The organism is Azonexus fungiphilus (assembly GCF_003634965.1).
In the GTDB taxonomy this organism is placed as follows: domain Bacteria; phylum Pseudomonadota; class Gammaproteobacteria; order Burkholderiales; family Rhodocyclaceae; genus Azonexus; species Azonexus fungiphilus.
In genome coordinates this window covers 170,798-189,799 of the sequence record NZ_RBXP01000011.1, presented here as the reverse complement: position 1 = coordinate 189,799, position 19,002 = coordinate 170,798, and the positions used below count along the sequence as shown (strand labels likewise).

Sequence of the window (19,002 nt, the reverse complement as noted above, 5' to 3'; positions counted from 1 at the left end):
CATGTTCCAGCCCGTCTACCTCGACCACAACGCCACGACGCCCCTCGCGCCGGCGGCGCTGGCGGCCATGCTGCCCTGGCTCGACGGCCTCTGCGGCAATGCCTCGAGCCGCCACGAGTACGGCCGGCGGGCGCGGCAGGCGGTGGACGAGGCGCGCCAGCGAGTGGCCGCAGCGGTCGGTGCGCATCCGACCGAGGTGCTGTTCACCAGCGGCGGCAGCGAAGCCAACAATCTCTTCATCAAGGGGGCTGCGGCCAGCCTGCGTCCGGGATTGGTCGGCGTCAGCGCCGTCGAGCACCCCTGCGTGCTCAAACCGGCGGCGCAGCTGCAGCGCCTTGGCTGGCAGCTGCACACGCTGACGGTCGACGCCGCCGGCCGGGTCGAAACCGACGATTACGCGGCGCTGCTGGCGCAGCGTCCGGGCCTGCTGTCGGTGATGCTGGCCAACAATGAAACCGGCGTCGTCCAGGACGTCGCCGCGCTGGCCGAGGCGGCACGCGGCAGCGGCGCCTGGTTCCACAGCGATGCGGTGCAGGCCTTCGGCAAGCTGCCGCTCGATTTTCGGGCGCTGAACGCTGCCGGCGTGCATGCGCTGACGCTGTCGGCGCACAAGATCGGCGGTCCCAAGGGCGCTGCGGCGCTGCTGGTCGACAAGCGGGTCGAGCTGCAGCCGCAGATCGCCGGCGGCGGTCACGAGCGCGGCCTGCGCTCGGGGACCGAGAATGTCGCGGCGATCGTCGCTTTCGGCGTTGCCGCGGAACTTGCGGCGGCCGGCGTTGCCGAAAGGGCGCAACGGATGCGGCAACTGAAAAATCGCCTGGAAAGCGGGTTGACCGTGATCGGTGCGCGGATTTTCGCGGTCGACGCGCCGCGCCTGCCGAATACCAGTTATTTTGCCTTTGCCGATATCGACGGCGAAACCCTGGTCGGCAAGCTCGATCGCGAGGGCTTTGCCGTGGCCAGCGGCGCTGCCTGCTCGAGCGCCAACCCGGAGCCGTCGCATGTGCTGCGGGCGATGGGTGTGGCGCCGGAGATCGCGCGTGGCGCGGTCCGGGTCAGCCTCGGCGAAGGCAACGACGAACACGAAGTCGAACAATTCATCAACGCCTTGCGGGCTACGGTCGGACGCCTGCAGGGACTGACGGCGATGACCGTCTGAAACCACCCGACGACCTAGCGAGAATGACGATGAAACTGCCCATTTACCTGGATTATTCGGCGACGACGCCGGTCGACCCGCGCGTTGCCGAAAAAATGATTCCCTTCCTGTTCGAGAACTTCGGGAATCCGGCCTCGCGTTCGCACAGCTTCGGCTGGGTTGCCGAAGCCGCCGTCGAGGAAGCGCGCGAGCAGGTTGCCGCGCTGGTCGGCGCCGACCCCAAGGAAATCGTCTGGACCTCCGGTGCCACCGAGTCGAACAACCTAGCGATCAAGGGTGCGGCCAATTTCTACGCCGGCACCAAGGGCAAGCACATCATCACCGTCAAGACCGAACACAAGGCGGTCCTCGACACGGTGCGCGAGATGGAGCGCCAGGGTTTCGAGGCGACCTACCTCGACGTCCAGGAAAACGGCCTGCTCGACCTGGAAGTGTTCAAGGCGGCGATCCGCCCGGATACCGTGCTCGCCTCGGTGATGTTCGTCAATAACGAAGTCGGCGTCATCCAGCCGATCGCCGAACTCGGCGAAATCTGCCGCGAGAAGGGCGTCATCTTCCACGTCGATGCGGCGCAGGCAACCGGTAAGGTCGATATCGACCTGAGCAAGCTCAAGGTTGACCTGATGAGCTTCTCGGCGCACAAGACCTACGGCCCGAAGGGCATCGGCGCCCTCTACGTGCGTCGCAAGCCGCGCATCCGCCTGGAAGCGCAGATGCACGGCGGCGGTCACGAGCGCGGTTTCCGCTCCGGCACGCTGGCCACGCACCAGATCGTCGGCATGGGCGAGGCCTTCCGCATTGCACGCGAGGAAATGATCGAAGAGAACAATCGAGTCAAGGCCTTGCGTGACAAACTTCTGAAAGGACTTCAAGATATTGAAGCGACTTTCGTCAATGGTGACCTCGAGCATCGCGTCGCCCACAACCTCAACATCAGCTTCGCCTACGTCGAAGGCGAGTCGATGATCATGGCGATCAAGGATCTTGCCGTGTCGTCCGGTTCGGCCTGTACCTCGGCCAGCCTGGAGCCGTCCTACGTGCTGCGGGCGCTGGGGCGCGACGACGAACTGGCGCACAGCTCGATCCGCTTCTCCATCGGCCGCTTCACCACCGAGGAAGAAATCGACTACGCCGTCAAGCTGTTGCACGCGAAGATTCAGAAACTGCGCGACCTTTCCCCACTGTGGGACATGTACAAGGAAGGTATCGACCTGAACACGGTTCAGTGGGCGGCCCACTAAGGATATAACGGAGAAATAACATGAGCTATAGCGTAAAAGTCATTGATCATTATGAGAATCCTCGCAACGTCGGTTCGCTCGACAAGGACGACAGCAATGTCGGTACCGGCATGGTCGGCGCGCCGGCCTGCGGCGACGTGATGAAGCTGCAGATCAAGGTCAACAAGGCCGGCGTGATCGAGGATGCCAAGTTCAAGACCTACGGCTGCGGCTCGGCGATCGCCTCGTCGTCGCTGGTGACCGAGTGGGTCAAGGGCAAGACGGTCGACCAGGCCCTCGAGATCAAAAATACCGAGATCGCCGAGGAACTGGCGCTGCCGCCGGTTAAAATCCACTGCTCGATCCTGGCCGAGGACGCCATCAAGGCGGCCGTGGCCGACTACAAGAAGAAGCACGGAGAATAAGCATGGCCATCACCTTGAGCGACAAGGCGGCAAAGCACGTCGCCAATTTCCTGCAGAAGCGCGGCAAGGGCATCGGCCTGCGCCTCGGCGTGCGCACCAGCGGCTGTTCCGGCATGGCGTACAAGCTGGAATTCGTCGATGAGGTGAATACCGAGGATCTGGTCTTCGAAAGCGCTGGCGTCAAGGTCTTCGTCGACGCCAAGAGCCTGCCTTACCTCGACGGGATGGAACTCGACTACGCCCGCGAGGGCTTGAACGAAGGGTTCAAGTTCAACAACCCGAACGTCAAGGACCAGTGCGGCTGCGGCGAGTCCTTCAACGTTTGATGGATCTCGCTGCCGATTTCTTCTCGCTGTTCGGCTTGCCGCGGACTTTCCGGCTCAGCCTGTCCGAGCTCGACTCGCGTTACCGCGACGTGCAGGCGCAGGTACATCCGGATCGCTTCGCCAACGCCACCGAGGCCGAGCGTCGCCTGTCGATGCAGTGGGCGACGCGCGCCAACGAGGCCTATCTGACGCTGAAGAAGCCGCTCGAGCGGGCCCGATACCTGCTCGAGCTCGCCGGCCACGACCTGCAGGCCGAGAGCAACACCGCAATGCCGGCCGATTTCCTGATGGAACAGATGGAATGGCGCGAAGCGGTGATGGAGGCGCGGGCCGGCGGCGATCACCACGAACTGGAGCATCTCTACCAGCGCCTGCGCAGCGACATCGCCGGGCGTCACGACGAGATCGCCGCACTCCTCGACGATGCGCAGGATTACGCGCTGGCCACCGATCGCGTGCGCCGGCTGATGTTCCTGGAAAAACTGCTGTACGAAATCGACGACGCGCTGGCGTCGCTGGATGACTGAAAGAAACAACAATGGCCTTGTTCCAGATCGCCGAACCCGGCGAATCCGCAGCCCCGCACGAGCACAAGCTGGCCGTCGGCATCGACCTCGGCACGACCAACTCGCTGGTCGCCACGGTGCGTTCCGGGATTGCCGTCTGCCTCAACGATGAACAGGGGCGGCCGCTGCTGCCCTCGGTCGTCCATTACAACGCCGACGGCAGCACGGTCGTCGGCTACGACGCGCGCAAGGACCAGGCCGTCGATCCGAAGAACACCATCGTCTCGGTCAAGCGTTTCATGGGCCGGGGCAAGCAGGACATCGCCCATCTCGAGAGCATGGCCTACGATTTCGTCGATGCGCCGGGCATGGTCAAGCTTCGCACCCAGGCCGGCATCAAGAGTCCGGTCGAGGTCTCGGCGGAAATCCTGAAGACGCTGAAGGCGAGGGCGGAAGCCGGCCTCGGCGGCGAACTGGTCGGGGCCGTGATCACCGTGCCGGCCTATTTCGACGACGCCCAGCGCCAGGCCACCAAGGACGCCGCCCGACTGGCCGGGCTGAACGTGCTGCGCCTGCTCAACGAACCGACCGCGGCGGCGATCGCCTATGGGCTCGACAACGGCGCCGAGGGGGTCTATGCGGTCTATGACCTTGGCGGCGGCACTTTCGACATCTCCATCCTCAAGCTGACCAAGGGCGTTTTCGAGGTCATGGCCACCGGCGGCGATTCGGCGCTCGGTGGCGACGATTTCGACCACCGCATCTTCTGCTGGGTGATCGAGCAGGGCAAGCTGCAGCCGCTCTCGCCCGAGGACGGCCGCCTGCTGATGATGCGCTGCCGCGAGGCCAAGGAATTCCTGACCAAGAATCCGGAAGCGCCGATCACCGCTCGCCTGTCCACCGGCGAGATGGTCGATCTCAAGCTCGATGTCGCGACCTTTGCCGAAATCACCCGGACCCTGGTCTCGAAGACGCTGCAACCGGTCAAGAAGGCGCTGCGCGACGCCGGCCTGCGTGCCGACGAGATCAAGGGCGTGGTCATGGTCGGCGGCGCGACGCGGATGCCGCAGATCCAGAAGGCGGTCGGCGACTTCTTCCGCCAGGAACCGCTGACCAACCTCGATCCGGACAAGGTCGTCGCCCTCGGCGCAGCGACGCAGGCCAACCTGCTGGCCGGCAACAAGACCGGCAAGGACGACTGGCTGCTGCTCGACGTCATTCCGCTGTCGCTCGGCCTGGAAACCATGGGCGGGCTGACCGAGAAGGTGATCCCGCGCAATTCGACGATCCCGACCGCGCGCGCCCAGGAATTCACCACCTTCAAGGACGGCCAGACGGCGATGGCCATCCACGTCGTCCAGGGCGAACGCGAGATGATCGCCGACTGCCGTTCGCTGGCCCGCTTCGAGCTACGCGGCATCCCGCCGATGGTCGCTGGCGCGGCGCGCATCCGCGTCACCTTCCAGGTGGACGCCGACGGCCTGTTGTCGGTCACCGCCCGCGAGCAGACCACCGGCGTCGAGTCGAGCATCACCGTCAAGCCGTCCTACGGCCTGTCCGACGACGAGATCGCCGGCATGCTCCAGGATTCGCTGGCCCACGCCAAGGACGACGCGATGGCGCGTGCGCTGCGCGAAGCCCAGGTCGAGGCCGAGCGCATGATCGAGGCGACCGAGGCGGCACTGGCCGAGGACCCGCATCTGCTCAACGAAGCGGAAACCGCCAAGATCCGCAATGCGATCGCCAAGCTGCAGGAAGCGGCGGCCGGCGACAACCGCCGCATCATCAACATCGCGATGGACGACCTCGGCTTCGAGACCCAGGAATTTGCCCATCGCCGCATGGATCAAAGCATCAAGAAAGTGCTGTCCGGCCGCAAGGTCGAGGAAATCGGCACGGGAGACGAACAATGACCCAGATCATCGTATTGCCGCATGTCGAGTTGTGTCCGGAGGGCGCCGTGATCGAGGCGGAAGCCGGCAAGTCGATCTGCGAGAACCTGCTCGCCAACGACATCGAACTCGATCACGCCTGCGAGATGTCCTGCGCCTGCACCACCTGCCACGTCATCGTGCGCGAGGGCGCGGCTTCGCTGGAAGAAGCGAGCGAGACCGAGGAAGACCTGCTGGACAAGGCCTGGGGCCTGGAGCCGAACTCGCGCCTGGGTTGCCAGGCAATCGTACGGTCGACCCCGCTGGTCGTCGAAATTCCGAAATACAGCATCAACATGGCGAAGGAGGGGCACCGCAAATGAAGTGGACCGACATCAACGACATCGCCATCGAACTTGCCGACAGCCAGCCGGATACCGACCCGCTCAAGGTCAATTTCGTCGACCTGCGCAACTGGGTGATGGCGCTGCCCGGCTTCGACGACGATCCCAACCGCTGCGGCGAGAAGATCCTCGAAGCCATCCAGCAGGCCTGGATCGACGAAGTCGCCTGATCAGGCGTCGACCGCCGCAGCCAGGCCGCTGCCGCGCAGCTGTTCGCTCATGCTGGCCACCGAGAGCAGCACCAGCATCGGCTGGCCGCTGCCGGGCGGCGTCTTGACCACCGAGGCCAGCACCGAGGCGATGCCGACATAGATGTTCGACAGGTCGTCGATATCGCCCTCGGCGACTTCCATGATCTCGCCCAGGCGGTCGACCAGGATGCCGAAGGCCTTGCCGTCGTCGCCGCGCACCACCACCACCTGCTGACGCACGCTGCTGCCTTCGCCCGGCTCGGGCAGGCCGAGCGCCGCGTGCAGATTGTAGATCGGCAGTGTCTCGTTGCGGTAGATCATCGCCCCGTACACCTGGCGCGGCGCGTTGGCCAGGCTGGTCGCGCCGTGCAGTTCGATTGCCTCGATCACGGCAGCAACCGGCAGGCCGAGCCAGTGGGCGCCGAGGTGGAAGGTGGCGATTTCGCGGATGGCGACCTCGCCGCTGCCGCCGCTGCGGCGCATTGCCACCTCGCCGGCCGGCTCGGCCGGGCGGGCATTGGCGTCGTAGGCGCCGAGCGGGATGAAAACCAGCGCGGTGACGGCGTTGCGATAGGCGTCGTCGCTCCCCTTGAATTCGCGGTAGCCGCCGGACGGGCTGGCGCCGACCGCCATCACCTGGCCGTCGAGGGCGATCAGCCGGGCGCAGCCGTCGGCCGCCGGGTGCAGCAGTTCCGGCGCCAGCGCCAGCTGCGCGCCCGGGCGGTAGCGGTCGTCGCTGGCTGCGATCACCCGGGCCTGATCATCGACGAACAACGCGAAGCTGCCATGCACCGGACTGCCGTCGGCCTCGTGCGGGAGCGCGTCGTTGAGCATGGCCGCGAACTGCGGGGCGCTGTCGAAGACGATGGCGATGCCGCCGACCACGCGGGCGTCGTCCGGCGCGCGTACGGCGGCCAGGTAGACGTAGGTCGGCCGCTCGCCGTAGAGCCCACTCGGCACGAATTCGGAGACCGCGTACGACTGGCTGTCGCCGAGGCCGAGGCAGGCCTCGACCCAGGGTTCGGCGAGGCGCTGCCCGACCATCCCGGCGGCGGCCGGATTGCTCGCGGCCAGGACCTCGCCGGCGTTGTCGAAGACCAGGATGTTGTCGTACACCGTGTACAGGCTGTTGATGTAGCCGATCACCTGTTCCAGCCCGCCGCGACGGTTCTTCGCCGCGGGCTCGGCGAGCAGCTGGCGGATGGTCGCGTCGAGCGCCCACCAGCGGCAGTCGTTGGCCCGCTCGTAGAGGTTGCGGTCCATGATGTCGATCGCCAGCGCCGCGAAGAAGCGGCTGTCGGCGAGCAGCGACGAGAGCACCGTCGATTGCAGGTTGCCGATCGAGCGCGAGAAGACCTCGCGCATGCTCATCCCGACGCGGCTGATTTCGCGCAGCAAAATCTTCGAAAAAGCGCTGTTGACCGCCAGCGAGGTCGTGCCCTGGCGGACCGTGCCGTTCCACACGGCGCGGCTGAGGTCGCGCTGGATCGCTTCGGCCTGCTCGGGGATCGCCCGCAGTTCGGCGGAAAAGGCGCGGCCGCCGGACATCACCGAGGCGAGCAGGGCCGGTTCCGGGATGTCGAGCGGGTCGTCGTCGTGGATGTCGAAGGCCTGGTCCACCGGCATCAGCACCAGGCCGCGCCAGCCGGGCCCGCGATAGCCCTGGTAGCCCTTGGTGTCGCTGGCGTAGGCGAGGTAGCTGCGGCCGGCGAAGCGCAGTCGCTGCAGTGCGCCGGCCACGACGCCGAGTTCGGCGCCGATCGGCACCTGCCACGGGTCGCTGCTGGCGATGACGCAGCCGCCGGCATCGAGCAGCACCATCACGCCCGGATCGTCGGCGGTGGTGAGGCCGCGGAAAATGCGCTGCATCTCGTCGGCGAAGCGGAAGCAGAGGGCAAGCACGGCGAGCGTCTCGCCGCGTTCGGACTTGATCCGGTAGGCGTAGATCAGCGAGCGCGGCCGCTCGGGAAACAAGCCGGAATGGACGTAGGCCTCGACGTAAGGCGCCGTGGTCGTCACCGCCTGGTGTACCCAGGCGTCGTGGATCACCGGGTTGGCGCCGTCCGGGGCCAGGCGGGCGAGGATGCGGCCGCCGCAATCGAGCAGCACGACGTCCTCGTACACCGAGTACTTGCGCACGTATTCGCGGAAGCGTTGCTGCAGCGTCCAGGGCTCGCCGGGGTCGCCGGCGAAGCGGCGGATCGCCTCGTCGGTGCTGAGAAAGCCGATGTCGGCGGTACGCTCGAACAGGTTGCGGACGAGGATGTCGATGACTACCTGCGAGCGTGCCTTCATTTCCTGTTCGCGCTTGGCCAGCGTCTGCTCGGCAAGGTTGTTGAGCAGTTCGCCGGTGAGGCTGGCGAAGGCCTCGCGCGTCTGGCCGATTTCGGCGGTGGTGCCGGAGAGCTGGCCGAGCAGGTTGAGGTTGTCCCAGACGGCCTGCAGCGACTGCAGCATTTCGCGGTATTCCTCGATCAGCGGCATGTGCGGCAGCAACTGGCGGACGCCGTCCTTGACTTCGATTCCCTTGTACTTCGCCACGCGGCTCTCCTGCGGATTCCTGACATTGTTACGCGAAGCAAGCGACATGCCCGAGGGTCGCTTACGGTCAACCGCCGTTTGGGGCCGATTTCCGGCACGGCAACGGGGATTTTTCCGGTGCATGCACCGTCGCGGTGCATCAGTCGCTGCAACTGCTACACGCCGGACGCACCGCCGTGGGACAATGCCGGACCATGAATCTGCCGAACCTGTCCGAATCCCCGTCGAGCGCCGATCAGACCCTGCCGCGCCTCGGTTTGTTCCTGCGCGACCTCGGCCGGGCGCTGCATCTGAGCGGCGCCCCGGCGCAGGAGCTGGAGCGCCGCCTGAACGAAGTCGGCAGCCGCCTCGGTGTCCGCGTCGAAGGGTTCGCGGTGCTCACCTTCCTGGCGCTGACGCTGGTCGATGCCAGCGGCAAGCGCCGCGTCGAGATGCTGCGCCTGCCGCCCTACGACTACAACATGGCCCGCCTGATCGAACTCGAGGCGCTGTGCGCCGAGATCGACGGCAGCGCCCGGCTGGCCGACTACGAGCAGCGTCTGGCGGCGGCGCTGGCCTTGCCGCCACCGTGGTCGGGCGCCGCCTTCATCGCCATGGGCTTCCTGCTCTCGGCGGCGGTCGCGCTGCTGCTGCGCGGCGGCTGGATGGAAATGCTCTGCGGTGGCCTGGTCGGCACCGCCTTCGTCGCCGGCGTCCTCGGCTGCGCCCGCATTCCGCGCCTCGGGCCGGCCGTGCCGGTGATCCTGTGCACGCTGGCGGCGCTGCTGGCGCAGGCGCTGGCCTGGTTCTTCCCGCAGCAGAGTCCGTTCGTCTCGGCGGTTGCCGGGGTCGTCTTTTTACTGCCCGGCTTCATGTTGACCGTGGCCATGTCGGAACTGGCGACGCAGAACTACCTGGCCGGCAGCGGTCGCCTGACCGGCGCCTTCCTGCTGCTGTTCCTGATGGGCGCCGGGCTGGCGATCGGCACGCAGATCGCGCAGACGCTCTATCCGGTCGAACCCCTGGGGGTCGTGACGCCACTGCCGACCTGGGTCATCTGGCCGGCCGTCGCCGTGCTCGGCATCTCGCTGCTGGCGGTGCTGCAGGCGCCGTGGTCGGCGGCGCTGGTCTCGGCCGGCGCCTGTCTGCTCGCCTGGGCCGTCTATTCGCTGGTCGGCGCAGCCATGGGCAACGTCGTCGGTGCCTTCTGCGGCGCCTTCGCCGTCGCCGCCGCCGGCCATCTCTATCACTCGCTGAGCGGCCGGCCCTCGGTACTCGTGCAGATCCCCGGGCTGATCACGCTGGTCCCCGGCAGCATGGGCTTTCGCGGCCTGCACGCGCTGATGGCGCAGGACAGCGCCGCAGGCATCGCGCTGATCACCGAAATGCTGCTCACCGGCGCCGTGCTCGCGGTCGGCCTGCTGCTCGCCGACAACCTGCTGCCGCCGTTGTTGCCGCGCCAGGCGCCGGTCAGCGTTCGAACAGATTGAGCAGGGCGTCGAGGCCGCCGAAATTGATCGCCACGTCGGCCTTGGCGCGGGTTGCCGGCTTGGCGTGGAAAGCCACCGAGAGGCCGGACTCGGCCATCATCAACAGGTCGTTGGCGCCGTCGCCGACGGCGATCACCTGATCCTTGCGCAAGCCCAGCTCGTCGCGCAGGCGGGCCAGGTGATGTGCCTTGGCGGCGGCATCGACGATGTCGCCGACGACCCGGCCAGTCAGCTTGCCGCCGGCAATTTCCAGTTCGTTCGAGGTGGCGAAGTCGAAACCCAGTTCGATGCGCAGCCGCTCGGTGAAATAGGTGAAGCCGCCGGACAGGATGGCCGTGCGCAAGCCGGCGTTCTGCACGCCTTCGAGCAGTTCGCGGGCGCCGTCGGAGAGCAGCAGGCGTTCGCCGAAGACGCGCGCCAGCACGCGGGCGTCGAGCCCGGCCATCAGCGCCAGGCGGCGGCGCAGGCTTTCGCGGTAGTCGATCTCGCCGCGCATCGCCGCCTCGGTGACTTCCGAGACCTCGTGCTTCTTGCCGGCGAAGTCGGCGAGTTCGTCGATGCATTCGATGGTGATCAGCGTCGAATCCATGTCGAAGCAGATCAGGCCGAAATCCGACAGCTTGCGTCCCGGCTCGACGAAGGCCCAGTCGAGCTTCTCGGCCTCGATCAGGGGCGCCAGCGCGGCGAATTCCGGTGTCCGGCTGGCGTTGCGCAGGCGCACCACCTGCGGCGGCAGGGGTTCCACGGTCGACGCCCCGGTAGCGGTCAAAATGCGGTCAAGCAGGAAGGTGGGCAGCGCGCCGCCCTGGATGATCAGGTTCATGGTCTGGTTTTCAGTGGGCACCGGCACTCGCGGCCGGCAGGGCATGGTAGAAGGCGGCGGCTTCGGCGATCCGCTGTTCGTTGAAGACGCGGATGCCGGCAGCCTCGAGCAGGGCGGCGGTGACGCCGGCACCGGCGATGTGCCGGCCGGCGAAGCTGCCGTCGTAAATCTGCCGCGAACCGCAGGACGGGCTGCGCTCCTTGAGGATCGCCAGGCGGATGCCGTGGCGCCGGGCCGCGGCCAGGGCGGCTTCGGCGCCGGCGATGAAGGCCGCGTTCAGGTTGCGGCCGTGGCCGTCCACAACCTCAGCCGCGCCGGCCAGTACGGCGCTGCCGCCGCCGGCACCGCGAATCTCGGCGGCCGGGCGCGGCACCGGCAGGCCGCCGGCGGTTTCCGGGCAGAACGGCAGCAGCAGGCCGGCCCGCTGCCAGTCGGCCAGTTGCCGGCTGGGGCAGGGCACCGCCTGCGCGTCGTAGCGCACCGCCTGGCCGAGCAGGCAGGCGCTGACCAGGATCGCGGGAGTCGCCGGGGCCGGCATCGCCGGTCGGTCAGAGGCGTTCCGGCAACACGTCGCGCAGCATGATGGCGGCGTCGCGCAGCATCTTCTCGGTGGTCTCCCAGCCGACGCAGCCGTCGGTGACCGAGCAGCCGTACTTGAGTTGCGAGAGGTCGGCGGGGATCGGCTGGTTGCCGGGCTCGATGTTCGATTCGATCATCACGCCGAGGATCGACTTGTTGCCGGCGCGGATCTGGTTGACCACGTCGGCCATGACCAGCGGCTGCAGTTCCGGTTTTTTCGAGCTGTTGGCGTGCGAGCAGTCGACGACGATGTTGGTCGGCAGCTTGGCCTTGACCATCGCCTGCTCGGCGACGGCGACCGAGACGGTGTCGTAGTTCGGGCCGCTGTCGCCGCCGCGCAGCACGACGTGGCCGTGCGGGTTGCCCTTGGTGCGGACGATGGCGACGCGGCCGTCGTTGTTCAGGCCAAGGAAGGAGTGCGGGCGCGAGGCCGAGAGGATGGCGTTGGTGGCCACCGTCAGGTCGCCGCTGGTCGCGTTCTTGAAGCCGACCGGCGTGGACAGCCCGGACGACATCTCGCGGTGCGTCTGCGATTCGGTGGTACGGGCGCCGATCGCCGTCCACGTGATCAGGTCGCCGTAGTACTGCGGGCCGTAGGGGTCGAGCGCCTCAGTGCCGGCGGGCAGGCCGAGCTCGTTGACCTGGCGCAGGAAGTCGCGCGCCTTCTCCATGCCGACATTGACCTGGAAGGAATCGTCCATGAAGGGATCGTTGATGTAGCCCTTCCAGCCGACCGTGGTGCGCGGCTTTTCGAAGTAGACGCGCATGATGATCTGCAGCGTGTCGCCGACTTCCTCGGCCAGCGCCTTCAGGCGGCGGGCGTAGTCCATGCCGGCAACCGGATCGTGGATCGAGCACGGGCCGACGACGACGAAGAGGCGGTGATCCTTGCGGTCGAGGATGTTGCGCAGCAGGTCGCGGCCTGCGCTGACGGTGGCCTCGGCTTTTGCGGTCAACGGCAGTTTCTGGTGGATTTCCGCCGGCGTCGGCATCGCGTCGAAGGCGGAAACGTTGATGTTCTCGAGGATCTGGGTCATTTGGTCAGCTCGCGTATCATGTCCTTGACCGCCGCAACCTTGTCCTGCAAGGCCGGGCAGTGGCGCAAAAGTGAAATCTTATCCTGTCCGGCCAGCTTATAGCTGCGGTTCTTCTGGATCAAATTGATGATCCTGATCGGCTCGATAGGCGGATTCTTCGAGAACTCCGGGGCGAACTGGATCGTCACCTGGTCGTTGCCGGCGTCGAGCTTCTGTACCAGCAGCGGTTTGACCAGGAGGCGCAGCCGGTGCGTGGCGACCAGCGCCTGCGCCTGCAGCGGCAATTCGCCGAAGCGGTCGACCAGTTCTTCCTGCAGCGCGTCGATCTCGTCGTCGCTCTCGCAGTTGGCCAGGCGCTTGTACAGCGTCAGCCGCTCGTGCACGTCGGGGCAGTAGGCGTCGGGCAGCAGCGCCGGGGTGCGCAGGTTGATCTCGCCGCTGACGCCGATCGGCTGCGTCAGGTCGGCGGTTTCCAGCACCTTGCCCTGTTTCAGGTGGGCGACGGCGCGGTTGAGCATCTCGCTGAACATGGTGAAGCCGACTTCCTGCATCTCGCCCGACTGGTTGTCGCCGAGCACCTCGCCGGCACCGCGGATTTCCAGGTCGTGCATGGCGAGGAAGAAGCCGGAACCGAGTTCCTCCATCATCTGGATCGCTTCCAGGCGCTGCCTGGCCTGCTTGGTCATCGCCTTCTCGTCCTGCACCAGCAGGTAGGCGTAGGCCTGGTGGTGCGAACGGCCGACCCGGCCGCGCAACTGGTGGAGCTGGGCGAGGCCGAATTTCTCCGAGCGGTTGATCAGGATGGTGTTGGCGTGCGGGTTGTCGATGCCGGTCTCGATGATTGTCGTGCACAGCAGCAGGTTGGCGCGCTGGCCGGTGAAGTCGCGCATCACCTTTTCCAGCTCGCGTTCGTTCATCTGGCCGTGGCCGATGACGATGCGCGCTTCCGGCACCAGCTTTTCCAGCTTCTCGCGCATGTTCTCGATGGTGTCGACCTCGTTGTGCAGGAAATACACCTGGCCGCCGCGCTTCAATTCGCGCAGCACCGCTTCGCGGATGATGCCGTCGGAGAAGCGGGATACGAAGGTCTTGATCGCCAGGCGCTTCTGCGGCGCGGTGGCAATCACCGAGAAATCGCGCAGGCCTTCCATCGACAGCGCCAGCGTGCGCGGGATCGGCGTCGCGGTCAGCGTCAGCACGTCGACCTCGGCGCGCATCGCCTTCAGCGTTTCCTTCTGGCGTACGCCGAAGCGGTGTTCCTCGTCGATGATGACCAGGCCCAGACGGTTGAATTTCACGTCCTTGCCGATCAGCTTGTGCGTGCCGATGATGATGTCGATCTTGCCTTCGGCCAGGTCCTGCAGCGCCTGCGCGGTTTCCTTGGCGGTCTTGAAGCGGGAGATTTCGGCGACCTTGACCGGCCAGTCGGCGAAACGGTCGACGAAGGTCTGGTAATGCTGTTCGCAGAGCAGGGTGGTCGGGCAGAGCACGGCCACCTGCTTGCCGCCGGCCACCGCGCAGAAGGCGGCGCGCAGGGCGACCTCGGTCTTGCCGAAGCCGACGTCGCCGCAGACCAGCCGGTCCATCGGCTTGCCCGACTTCATGTCGGCGATGACGGCGGCGATGGCCTGCGCCTGGTCGGCGGTTTCCTCGAAGCCGAAGCCGTCGGCGAAGGCTTCGTAGTCGTTTTCCGAAAAATCGAAGGCGTGGCCCTGACGGGCGGCGCGCGCGGCGTACAGCGCGAGCAGTTCGGCGGCGGTGTCGCGCGCCTGCTCGGCGGCCTTGCGTTTGGCTTTTTCCCACTGACCTGAACCGAGCGTGTGCAGCGGTGCGGCGTCCGGCTCGGCGCCGGAATAGCGCGAAATCACGTGCAGTTGCGCCACCGGCACGAAGAGCTTGGCGTCGTTGGCGTAGTGCAGTTCGAGGAATTCCTGCTCGCCGAGGCCTAGATCCATCCGCACCAGGCCGCGATAGCGGCCGATGCCGTGGCTTTCGTGCACCACCGGGTCGCCGACCTTGAGTTCGGTCAGGTCCTTCAGCCAGTTGTCGAAGCTTGCCTTGCGCGCCGCTTCGCGCCGGGTGCGGCGCGGGCTGCCGGCGAACAGCTCGGTCTCGCTGACGAAGGCGACCTGGTCGAGGGCAAAGCCCTGCTGTAGCGGCGCGATACCCAGCGCCAGCCGCTCGCTGCCCGTGGCGAAGGCGGCAAAATCGGCGCAGGCGGCGGGCTTGAGGCCGTGCTCGGCGAACATCGCGGCCAGCGTTTCGCGGCGGCCGGCGGTCTCGGCAAGCAGCAGCACGCGCCCGGGCCAGGCGGCGAGCCAGTTCTTCAGCGCGCCGAGCGGTTCTTCGCTGCGACGGTCGACGGCGATATTGGGCAATTTTCCGGCGCCGGCATTTTTTCCTTCCAGGGCCAGTCGACCGTAAGATTTTGCCGCCGTGAAAAAGGCTTCGTCGGTCAGGAACAGTTCTTCCGGCGCCAGCAGCGGCCGCGCCTTGTCGCCCTGCAGCAGGTTGTAGCGCGAGCGGGTGTCGTTCCAGAAGGCGGCGATCGCGGCCGGCGCGTCGCCGTGGGTGACGAAGATCGCGTCCTTGGGCAGGTAGTCGAACAGCGTCGCCGTCGCGTCGAAGAACAGCGGCAGGTAGTACTCGATGCCGGCGCTGGCGATGCCGGTCGAGATGTCCTTGTAGATGCCGGACTTGGCCGGGTCGCCCTCGAAACGCTCGCGGAAGGCCTGGCGGAAGTGGGTGCGACCCTTGTCGTCGAGCGGGAACTCGCGCGCCGGCAGCAGGCGCACTTCCGGCACCGGGTAGACGGTGCGCTGGGTGTCGACGTCGAAGGTCTTGATGCTCTCGACCTCGTCGTCGAACAGGTCGAGCCGGTAGGGCAGTTGCGAGCCCATCGGGAAGAGGTCGATCAGGCCGCCGCGGATCGAGTATTCGCCGGGCGACACCACCTGGGTGACGTTGGCGTAGCCGGCCAACGTGACCTGGGCGCGGAATTTCTCGGCGTCGAGCGTCTGGCCCTTCTTGAACTCGAAGGTGTAGGCGGCCATGAATTCCGGCGGCGCCAGCCGGTTGACCGCGGTTGCCGCCGGCACCAGCAGGATCTGCACCTCGCCCTGCAATGCCGCCCATAGTGTGGCCAGGCGTTCGGAGACGAGGTCCTGATGCGGCGAGAAATGGTCGTAGGGCAGGGTTTCCCAGTCCGGCAGCAAGCGCACCTTGAGCTGCGGCGCGAACCACGGGATTTCTTCGAGCAGGCGCTGCGCGTCGGCGGCGCTGGCGGTGACCACGGCCAGCGTCCGGCCGGGGTTGGCGGCGGCCAGTTCGGCCAGCGTCAGCGCGTCGGCAGCGCCGGCGAGCGGTTCGAGATCGACACGCTGCCCGGGGCGGGGCAGAGCGGGAAGCTGAAGCAGGGAAGGAGCAGCGGACACGGCGGCAGGGGCGGACGACGGGGCGACGATTATAGCCGCTGGCGCGCCCGCCTTCGCCGTCGCTTAGCGGAGCAGCCCGATCTCGCCGGCGGTGGCCGTGCCGATCACCGCCTGGCGCAGGCTGGCCGGGATTTCCGAACGCTCGCCATCGACCGGGATGCGGCCGCCCATGATCTCGGCCAGGCGTTGCGGCAGCAGGGGATTCCGCTGCGGCTCGGCGTAACCGGCGGGAAAGACCGGCTGCAGGCTGCGCGGATCGTACTTGTCGGTGGCACCGAAGGTATGCAGCAACTCGTGGGCGATCACCACGGCGTTCTGGCGATGCTGGCGGCGACTGGCGTAGGCGTGGATGACGCCGAGCTGGCCCTTGCTCAGGCCAACCGAGTGCGGTACCTGGCCGATGCGCTCGGGATCGTGGTAGAGCACGAACAGGCGGACCTGCGGCGCCGGCCCGGCGATCGCGTCGTGCTCGCCGGCCCACCAGCGCAGCTTCAGGCTCCACAGCATGTTGTCGAGGGCGCTGCCGCCCTGCGGCGCCGGCGGCGGCAGTTCGCGCAGCGGCCTGGCGACGCGGATGACCACCGGCTGCAGCACCGTCTTGCCGTAGCCGCCGATTTGCTGGTCGATCCATTCGGCGATTTCGCCGAAGCTTTCGTTGTCCAGCGTCGACAGGTAGGCGGCGGTGGCCGGCGAATCGTCGGCGGCGATCGGATAGAGCGCGACATGCACGGTGCGCTCCCAGGCGACCAGCCGGGTTTCGGCGCGCCAGGCGGCGAGGGCGACGCTGGCCAGGACGAGCAGCAGGATCAGGATGCGGAATTTGCGGAACATGATGGAATCGGGGAAAAGGGGAGAGCGTCGGCGAAGAAGGGCGGGGCTGCACAGCGCGACGTTGTCATTATATGATTGCGTCCTGTTGCGGCAGTCAATGTCTTTTCGGGTATTCCTGACTCATGTCCTTGTTCCAAGAAAAACGCACGGGTGAAGACCGGCGCGCCACCGAAGGCGAAGCCGAAGCGCGCCGGGTCGAGCGGCGCAGCGGCGAGCGCCGGCAGATCGAGATGGCCGAGATTTCCTTCATCGAGTGGGCCAGCCAGTTCGCCAGCTACAAGAAGCAGAGCGGCGGCATCAAGTAGCCGCCAGCCAGCGGCCGAACCATGCGACGGCGGCGCTTCCCGCCGTCTCGCCGGGCGCCAGCCGCTGAGCGGCGTGCGGGCAGCCGAGATGGGCGGCGGCGCGCTGCCAGCCGGGCTCGCCGGCATCGACATCGGTCAGCATCAGTAGCGGCGCCGCCAGCATGCGCAGCGCTTCCAGTCCGGCCCGGTCGAGCGGGCCGCCATGCACCGCCAGCGCCCGCACCTGGGCATCGCGCCGGGCCGCTGCGCGCAGCGCCGCCGGGGTTGCCTCGCCACTGGCGAAGATGACCAGCGGCAGCCTTTCCATGTCGCCGTCGCGCTCGGCCAGCGCCAGCACGTCGAGCAGCCGGGCGCCGAGCCGGGCGACGTCCTGGGCGGCGTCGGCGTAGTGCATCTCGCGCTCGCTGAGCAGCTCGATCGCCAGCACCGCGTAGCCGGCCTGGCGGAAAATCAGGGTATTCGGGTCGTCGACCGCGACACGATGCGCTTTCGGCAGCAGCACCAGGCCGCGCGGCGAATCGGGCAGGGCCTCGGGCAGCGCGAACTGGCCGAGCAGGTGGCCGGCCGGCGTGTGCAGGACGAGCGCCCGGTTCATCGCCCGGCGCTCACACCAGCAGCAGGCCGGCGCCCATGCCGAGGCCGATGGCGAACAGGCCGGGCAGCGCCTGGCGGGCCAGGGCACGACCGCCGATGCTGACGACCAGGCCGATCTTGAAGATCAGGTTGGCGATCAGCGCCAGCGTTACCGCGGTGACCGCGTCGGCGAACTGGACCCGCTCGAGGTTGAACATGCGCAAGGTGGACAGCACGCTGGCGTCGGCGTCGGTCAGCCCGGAAACCAGGGCGACGATGTAAAGGCCGCTGTTGCCGGCGACATCCTGGAGCCAGGCGGCGGCGAGCAGGACGACGGCGTAGAGGACGCCGAAGGAAAGCGCCGTCTTCAGCTCGGTCGGGTTGCGCACTTCCGGCATCGGCAGGTCGCCGGCGGCGTTGAGGATCTTCCACCCCCAGGCGGCCATGGCCACGCCGGGCACGATGCCGCAGACGAAGACGACGGCGATCGGGCCGATCAGTCCGGGTGCGACCAGGCCGGCGATGATGCCGAGGCGGATCATGACCATGACGTTGGCGATCAGGATGACGATCGCCGACATGCGCACCAGGTGGCCGTGCTCGGCGGCGTGGCGGGAGAACATCATGGTGGTTGCGGTCGACGAGGCCAGGCCGCCAAAAATGCCGAGCACCGCCGCGCCGTGGCGGGCGCCGATGATGCGCAGGGCGAGGTAGCCGGCCAGCGCCAGGCCCGAGATCAGCACCACCATCCACCACACCTGGCGCGGGTTGATCGCGCCGTAGGGCCCGAAATCGTCGGCCGGCAGGATCGGCAGGATGACCAGCGAGAGCACCGCGAACTGCAGCATCGAGTTGATGTCCTTGGCGGTCATCCGCTCGCTGAACTGCTTCAGTTCGGCCTTGAAGTAGAGCAGCACGGTGGTGGCGATGGCCAGCATCACCGCCACCGTCGCGTAGCCGTACCAGACGGCGGCGCCAAGGCCGTAGGTGACGATGATTGCCGCCTCCGAGGTGAAGCCGCGGTATTTCTCTTCCTGCTGGGTCGAGAAGTTCGAGGCGACCATCGCCGCGGCCAGCACCACCAGGCCGACTGCCAGCAGCCACGGACCGCCGCCGGTTTCGCCAAGCATCGCGAACAGGCAGCCGAGCATCGCCACCAGCGAGAAGGTGCGCAGGCCGGCGGCAGCGTCCGGGCGACGCTCGCGTTCCATGCCGATCAACAGGCCGATGCCCAGCGCGGTGGCGAATGCCTCGACCGGAACGGCCAGTTCGGGGACGACGAAACTCATGCCTTGCCTCTCTTATCGC

18 protein-coding genes are annotated in these 19,002 nt (G+C 67.2%); 10 read left to right on the top strand and 8 right to left on the bottom strand.

The genetic code is table 11. From position 1 onward, the window contains the following. Position 1 precedes the first annotated feature (1 nt). Genes DFR40_RS03725 through iscX form a run of 8 tightly spaced genes read left to right on the top strand, consistent with a single transcriptional unit; the run spans position 2 to position 6,081 of the window. Positions 2-1,159, top strand: coding sequence for a cysteine desulfurase family protein (locus tag DFR40_RS03725; RefSeq protein WP_121457132.1), 1,158 nt, complete (start codon positions 2-4; stop codon positions 1,157-1,159). Positions 1,160-1,188: 29 nt separating this feature from the next. Next, complete coding sequence (locus DFR40_RS03720; protein ID WP_121457465.1) at positions 1,189-2,400, top strand: IscS subfamily cysteine desulfurase; 1,212 nt, start codon at positions 1,189-1,191, stop codon at positions 2,398-2,400. Positions 2,401-2,420: 20 nt separating this feature from the next. After that, positions 2,421-2,804, top strand: coding sequence for a Fe-S cluster assembly scaffold IscU (gene iscU / locus DFR40_RS03715; protein ID WP_121457131.1), 384 nt, complete (start codon positions 2,421-2,423; stop codon positions 2,802-2,804). Between the two features lie 2 nt (positions 2,805-2,806). Then, positions 2,807-3,130 carry an iron-sulfur cluster assembly protein IscA gene (gene iscA / locus DFR40_RS03710; protein WP_121457130.1) on the top strand — a complete coding sequence of 108 codons (324 nt, stop codon included), beginning with the start codon at positions 2,807-2,809 and terminating at the stop codon, positions 3,128-3,130. Next, entirely contained in the window at positions 3,130-3,657 is a 528-nt protein-coding gene (gene hscB, locus DFR40_RS03705; protein ID WP_121457129.1) for a Fe-S protein assembly co-chaperone HscB, read from the top strand. The genes iscA and hscB overlap by 1 nt, the downstream gene beginning before the upstream one ends. An 11-nt stretch (positions 3,658-3,668) precedes the next feature. Then, positions 3,669-5,549, top strand: coding sequence for a Fe-S protein assembly chaperone HscA (gene hscA / locus DFR40_RS03700; RefSeq protein ID WP_121457128.1), 1,881 nt, complete (start codon positions 3,669-3,671; stop codon positions 5,547-5,549). After that, positions 5,546-5,890: an ISC system 2Fe-2S type ferredoxin gene (gene fdx, locus DFR40_RS03695; protein WP_121457127.1), complete on the top strand. Its 345-nt coding sequence runs from the start codon at positions 5,546-5,548 to the stop codon at positions 5,888-5,890. Before hscA ends, fdx begins: the two co-directional genes overlap by 4 nt. Continuing rightward, positions 5,887-6,081 (top strand): Fe-S cluster assembly protein IscX, encoded by a 195-nt coding sequence (gene iscX / locus DFR40_RS03690; RefSeq protein ID WP_121457126.1) that lies wholly within the window; start codon positions 5,887-5,889, stop codon positions 6,079-6,081. The genes fdx and iscX overlap by 4 nt, the downstream gene beginning before the upstream one ends. On the opposite strand, the gene DFR40_RS03685 is transcribed toward iscX, so the two are convergent. Continuing rightward, a complete protein-coding gene (locus DFR40_RS03685; protein ID WP_121457125.1) occupies positions 6,082-8,643 on the bottom strand; it encodes a chemotaxis protein CheW in 2,562 nt (853 codons plus the stop codon). 194 nt (positions 8,644-8,837) lie between these two features. Between DFR40_RS03685 and DFR40_RS03680 the strand changes: the two genes are divergently transcribed. Then, positions 8,838-10,112: a threonine/serine exporter family protein gene (locus tag DFR40_RS03680; RefSeq protein WP_121457124.1), complete on the top strand. Its 1,275-nt coding sequence runs from the start codon at positions 8,838-8,840 to the stop codon at positions 10,110-10,112. On the opposite strand, the gene serB is transcribed toward DFR40_RS03680, so the two are convergent. The 5 genes from serB to DFR40_RS03655 form a co-directional block, all read right to left on the bottom strand. Beyond that, the gene (serB, locus tag DFR40_RS03675; RefSeq protein WP_121457464.1) at positions 10,093-10,935 is read right to left on the bottom strand and encodes a phosphoserine phosphatase SerB; all 843 of its coding nucleotides are present in this window, start codon (positions 10,933-10,935) and stop codon (positions 10,093-10,095) included. The two genes, DFR40_RS03680 and serB, sit on opposite strands and share 20 nt — an antisense overlap. A gap of 10 nt (positions 10,936-10,945) precedes the next feature. Then, positions 10,946-11,473, bottom strand: coding sequence for a 2-thiouracil desulfurase family protein (locus DFR40_RS03670; RefSeq protein ID WP_121457123.1), 528 nt, complete (start codon positions 11,471-11,473; stop codon positions 10,946-10,948). 10 nt (positions 11,474-11,483) lie between these two features. Next, entirely contained in the window at positions 11,484-12,551 is a 1,068-nt protein-coding gene (locus DFR40_RS03665) for a 3-deoxy-7-phosphoheptulonate synthase (RefSeq protein WP_121457122.1), read from the bottom strand. After that, positions 12,548-15,985, bottom strand: coding sequence for a transcription-repair coupling factor (gene mfd, locus DFR40_RS03660; protein ID WP_121457121.1), 3,438 nt, complete (start codon positions 15,983-15,985; stop codon positions 12,548-12,550). Before mfd ends, DFR40_RS03665 begins: the two co-directional genes overlap by 4 nt. Positions 15,986-16,048: 63 nt before the next feature. Next, the gene (locus DFR40_RS03655) at positions 16,049-16,816 is read right to left on the bottom strand and encodes a hypothetical protein (RefSeq protein WP_121457120.1); all 768 of its coding nucleotides are present in this window, start codon (positions 16,814-16,816) and stop codon (positions 16,049-16,051) included. Positions 16,817-16,938: 122 nt separating this feature from the next. Here DFR40_RS03655 and DFR40_RS03650 point away from each other — a divergent pair, with 122 nt between their 5' ends. Next, positions 16,939-17,121, top strand: coding sequence for a hypothetical protein (locus DFR40_RS03650; protein WP_121457119.1), 183 nt, complete (start codon positions 16,939-16,941; stop codon positions 17,119-17,121). On the opposite strand, the gene DFR40_RS03645 is transcribed toward DFR40_RS03650, so the two are convergent. Together DFR40_RS03645 and DFR40_RS03640 are read right to left on the bottom strand one after the other, a co-directional pair. Further along, a complete protein-coding gene (locus tag DFR40_RS03645; protein ID WP_121457118.1) occupies positions 17,114-17,716 on the bottom strand; it encodes a hypothetical protein in 603 nt (200 codons plus the stop codon). The genes DFR40_RS03650 and DFR40_RS03645 overlap by 8 nt on opposite strands. Positions 17,717-17,726: 10 nt before the next feature. Then, entirely contained in the window at positions 17,727-18,983 is a 1,257-nt protein-coding gene (locus tag DFR40_RS03640) for an MgtC/SapB family protein (protein WP_121457117.1), read from the bottom strand. Positions 18,984-19,002 lie beyond the last annotated feature (19 nt).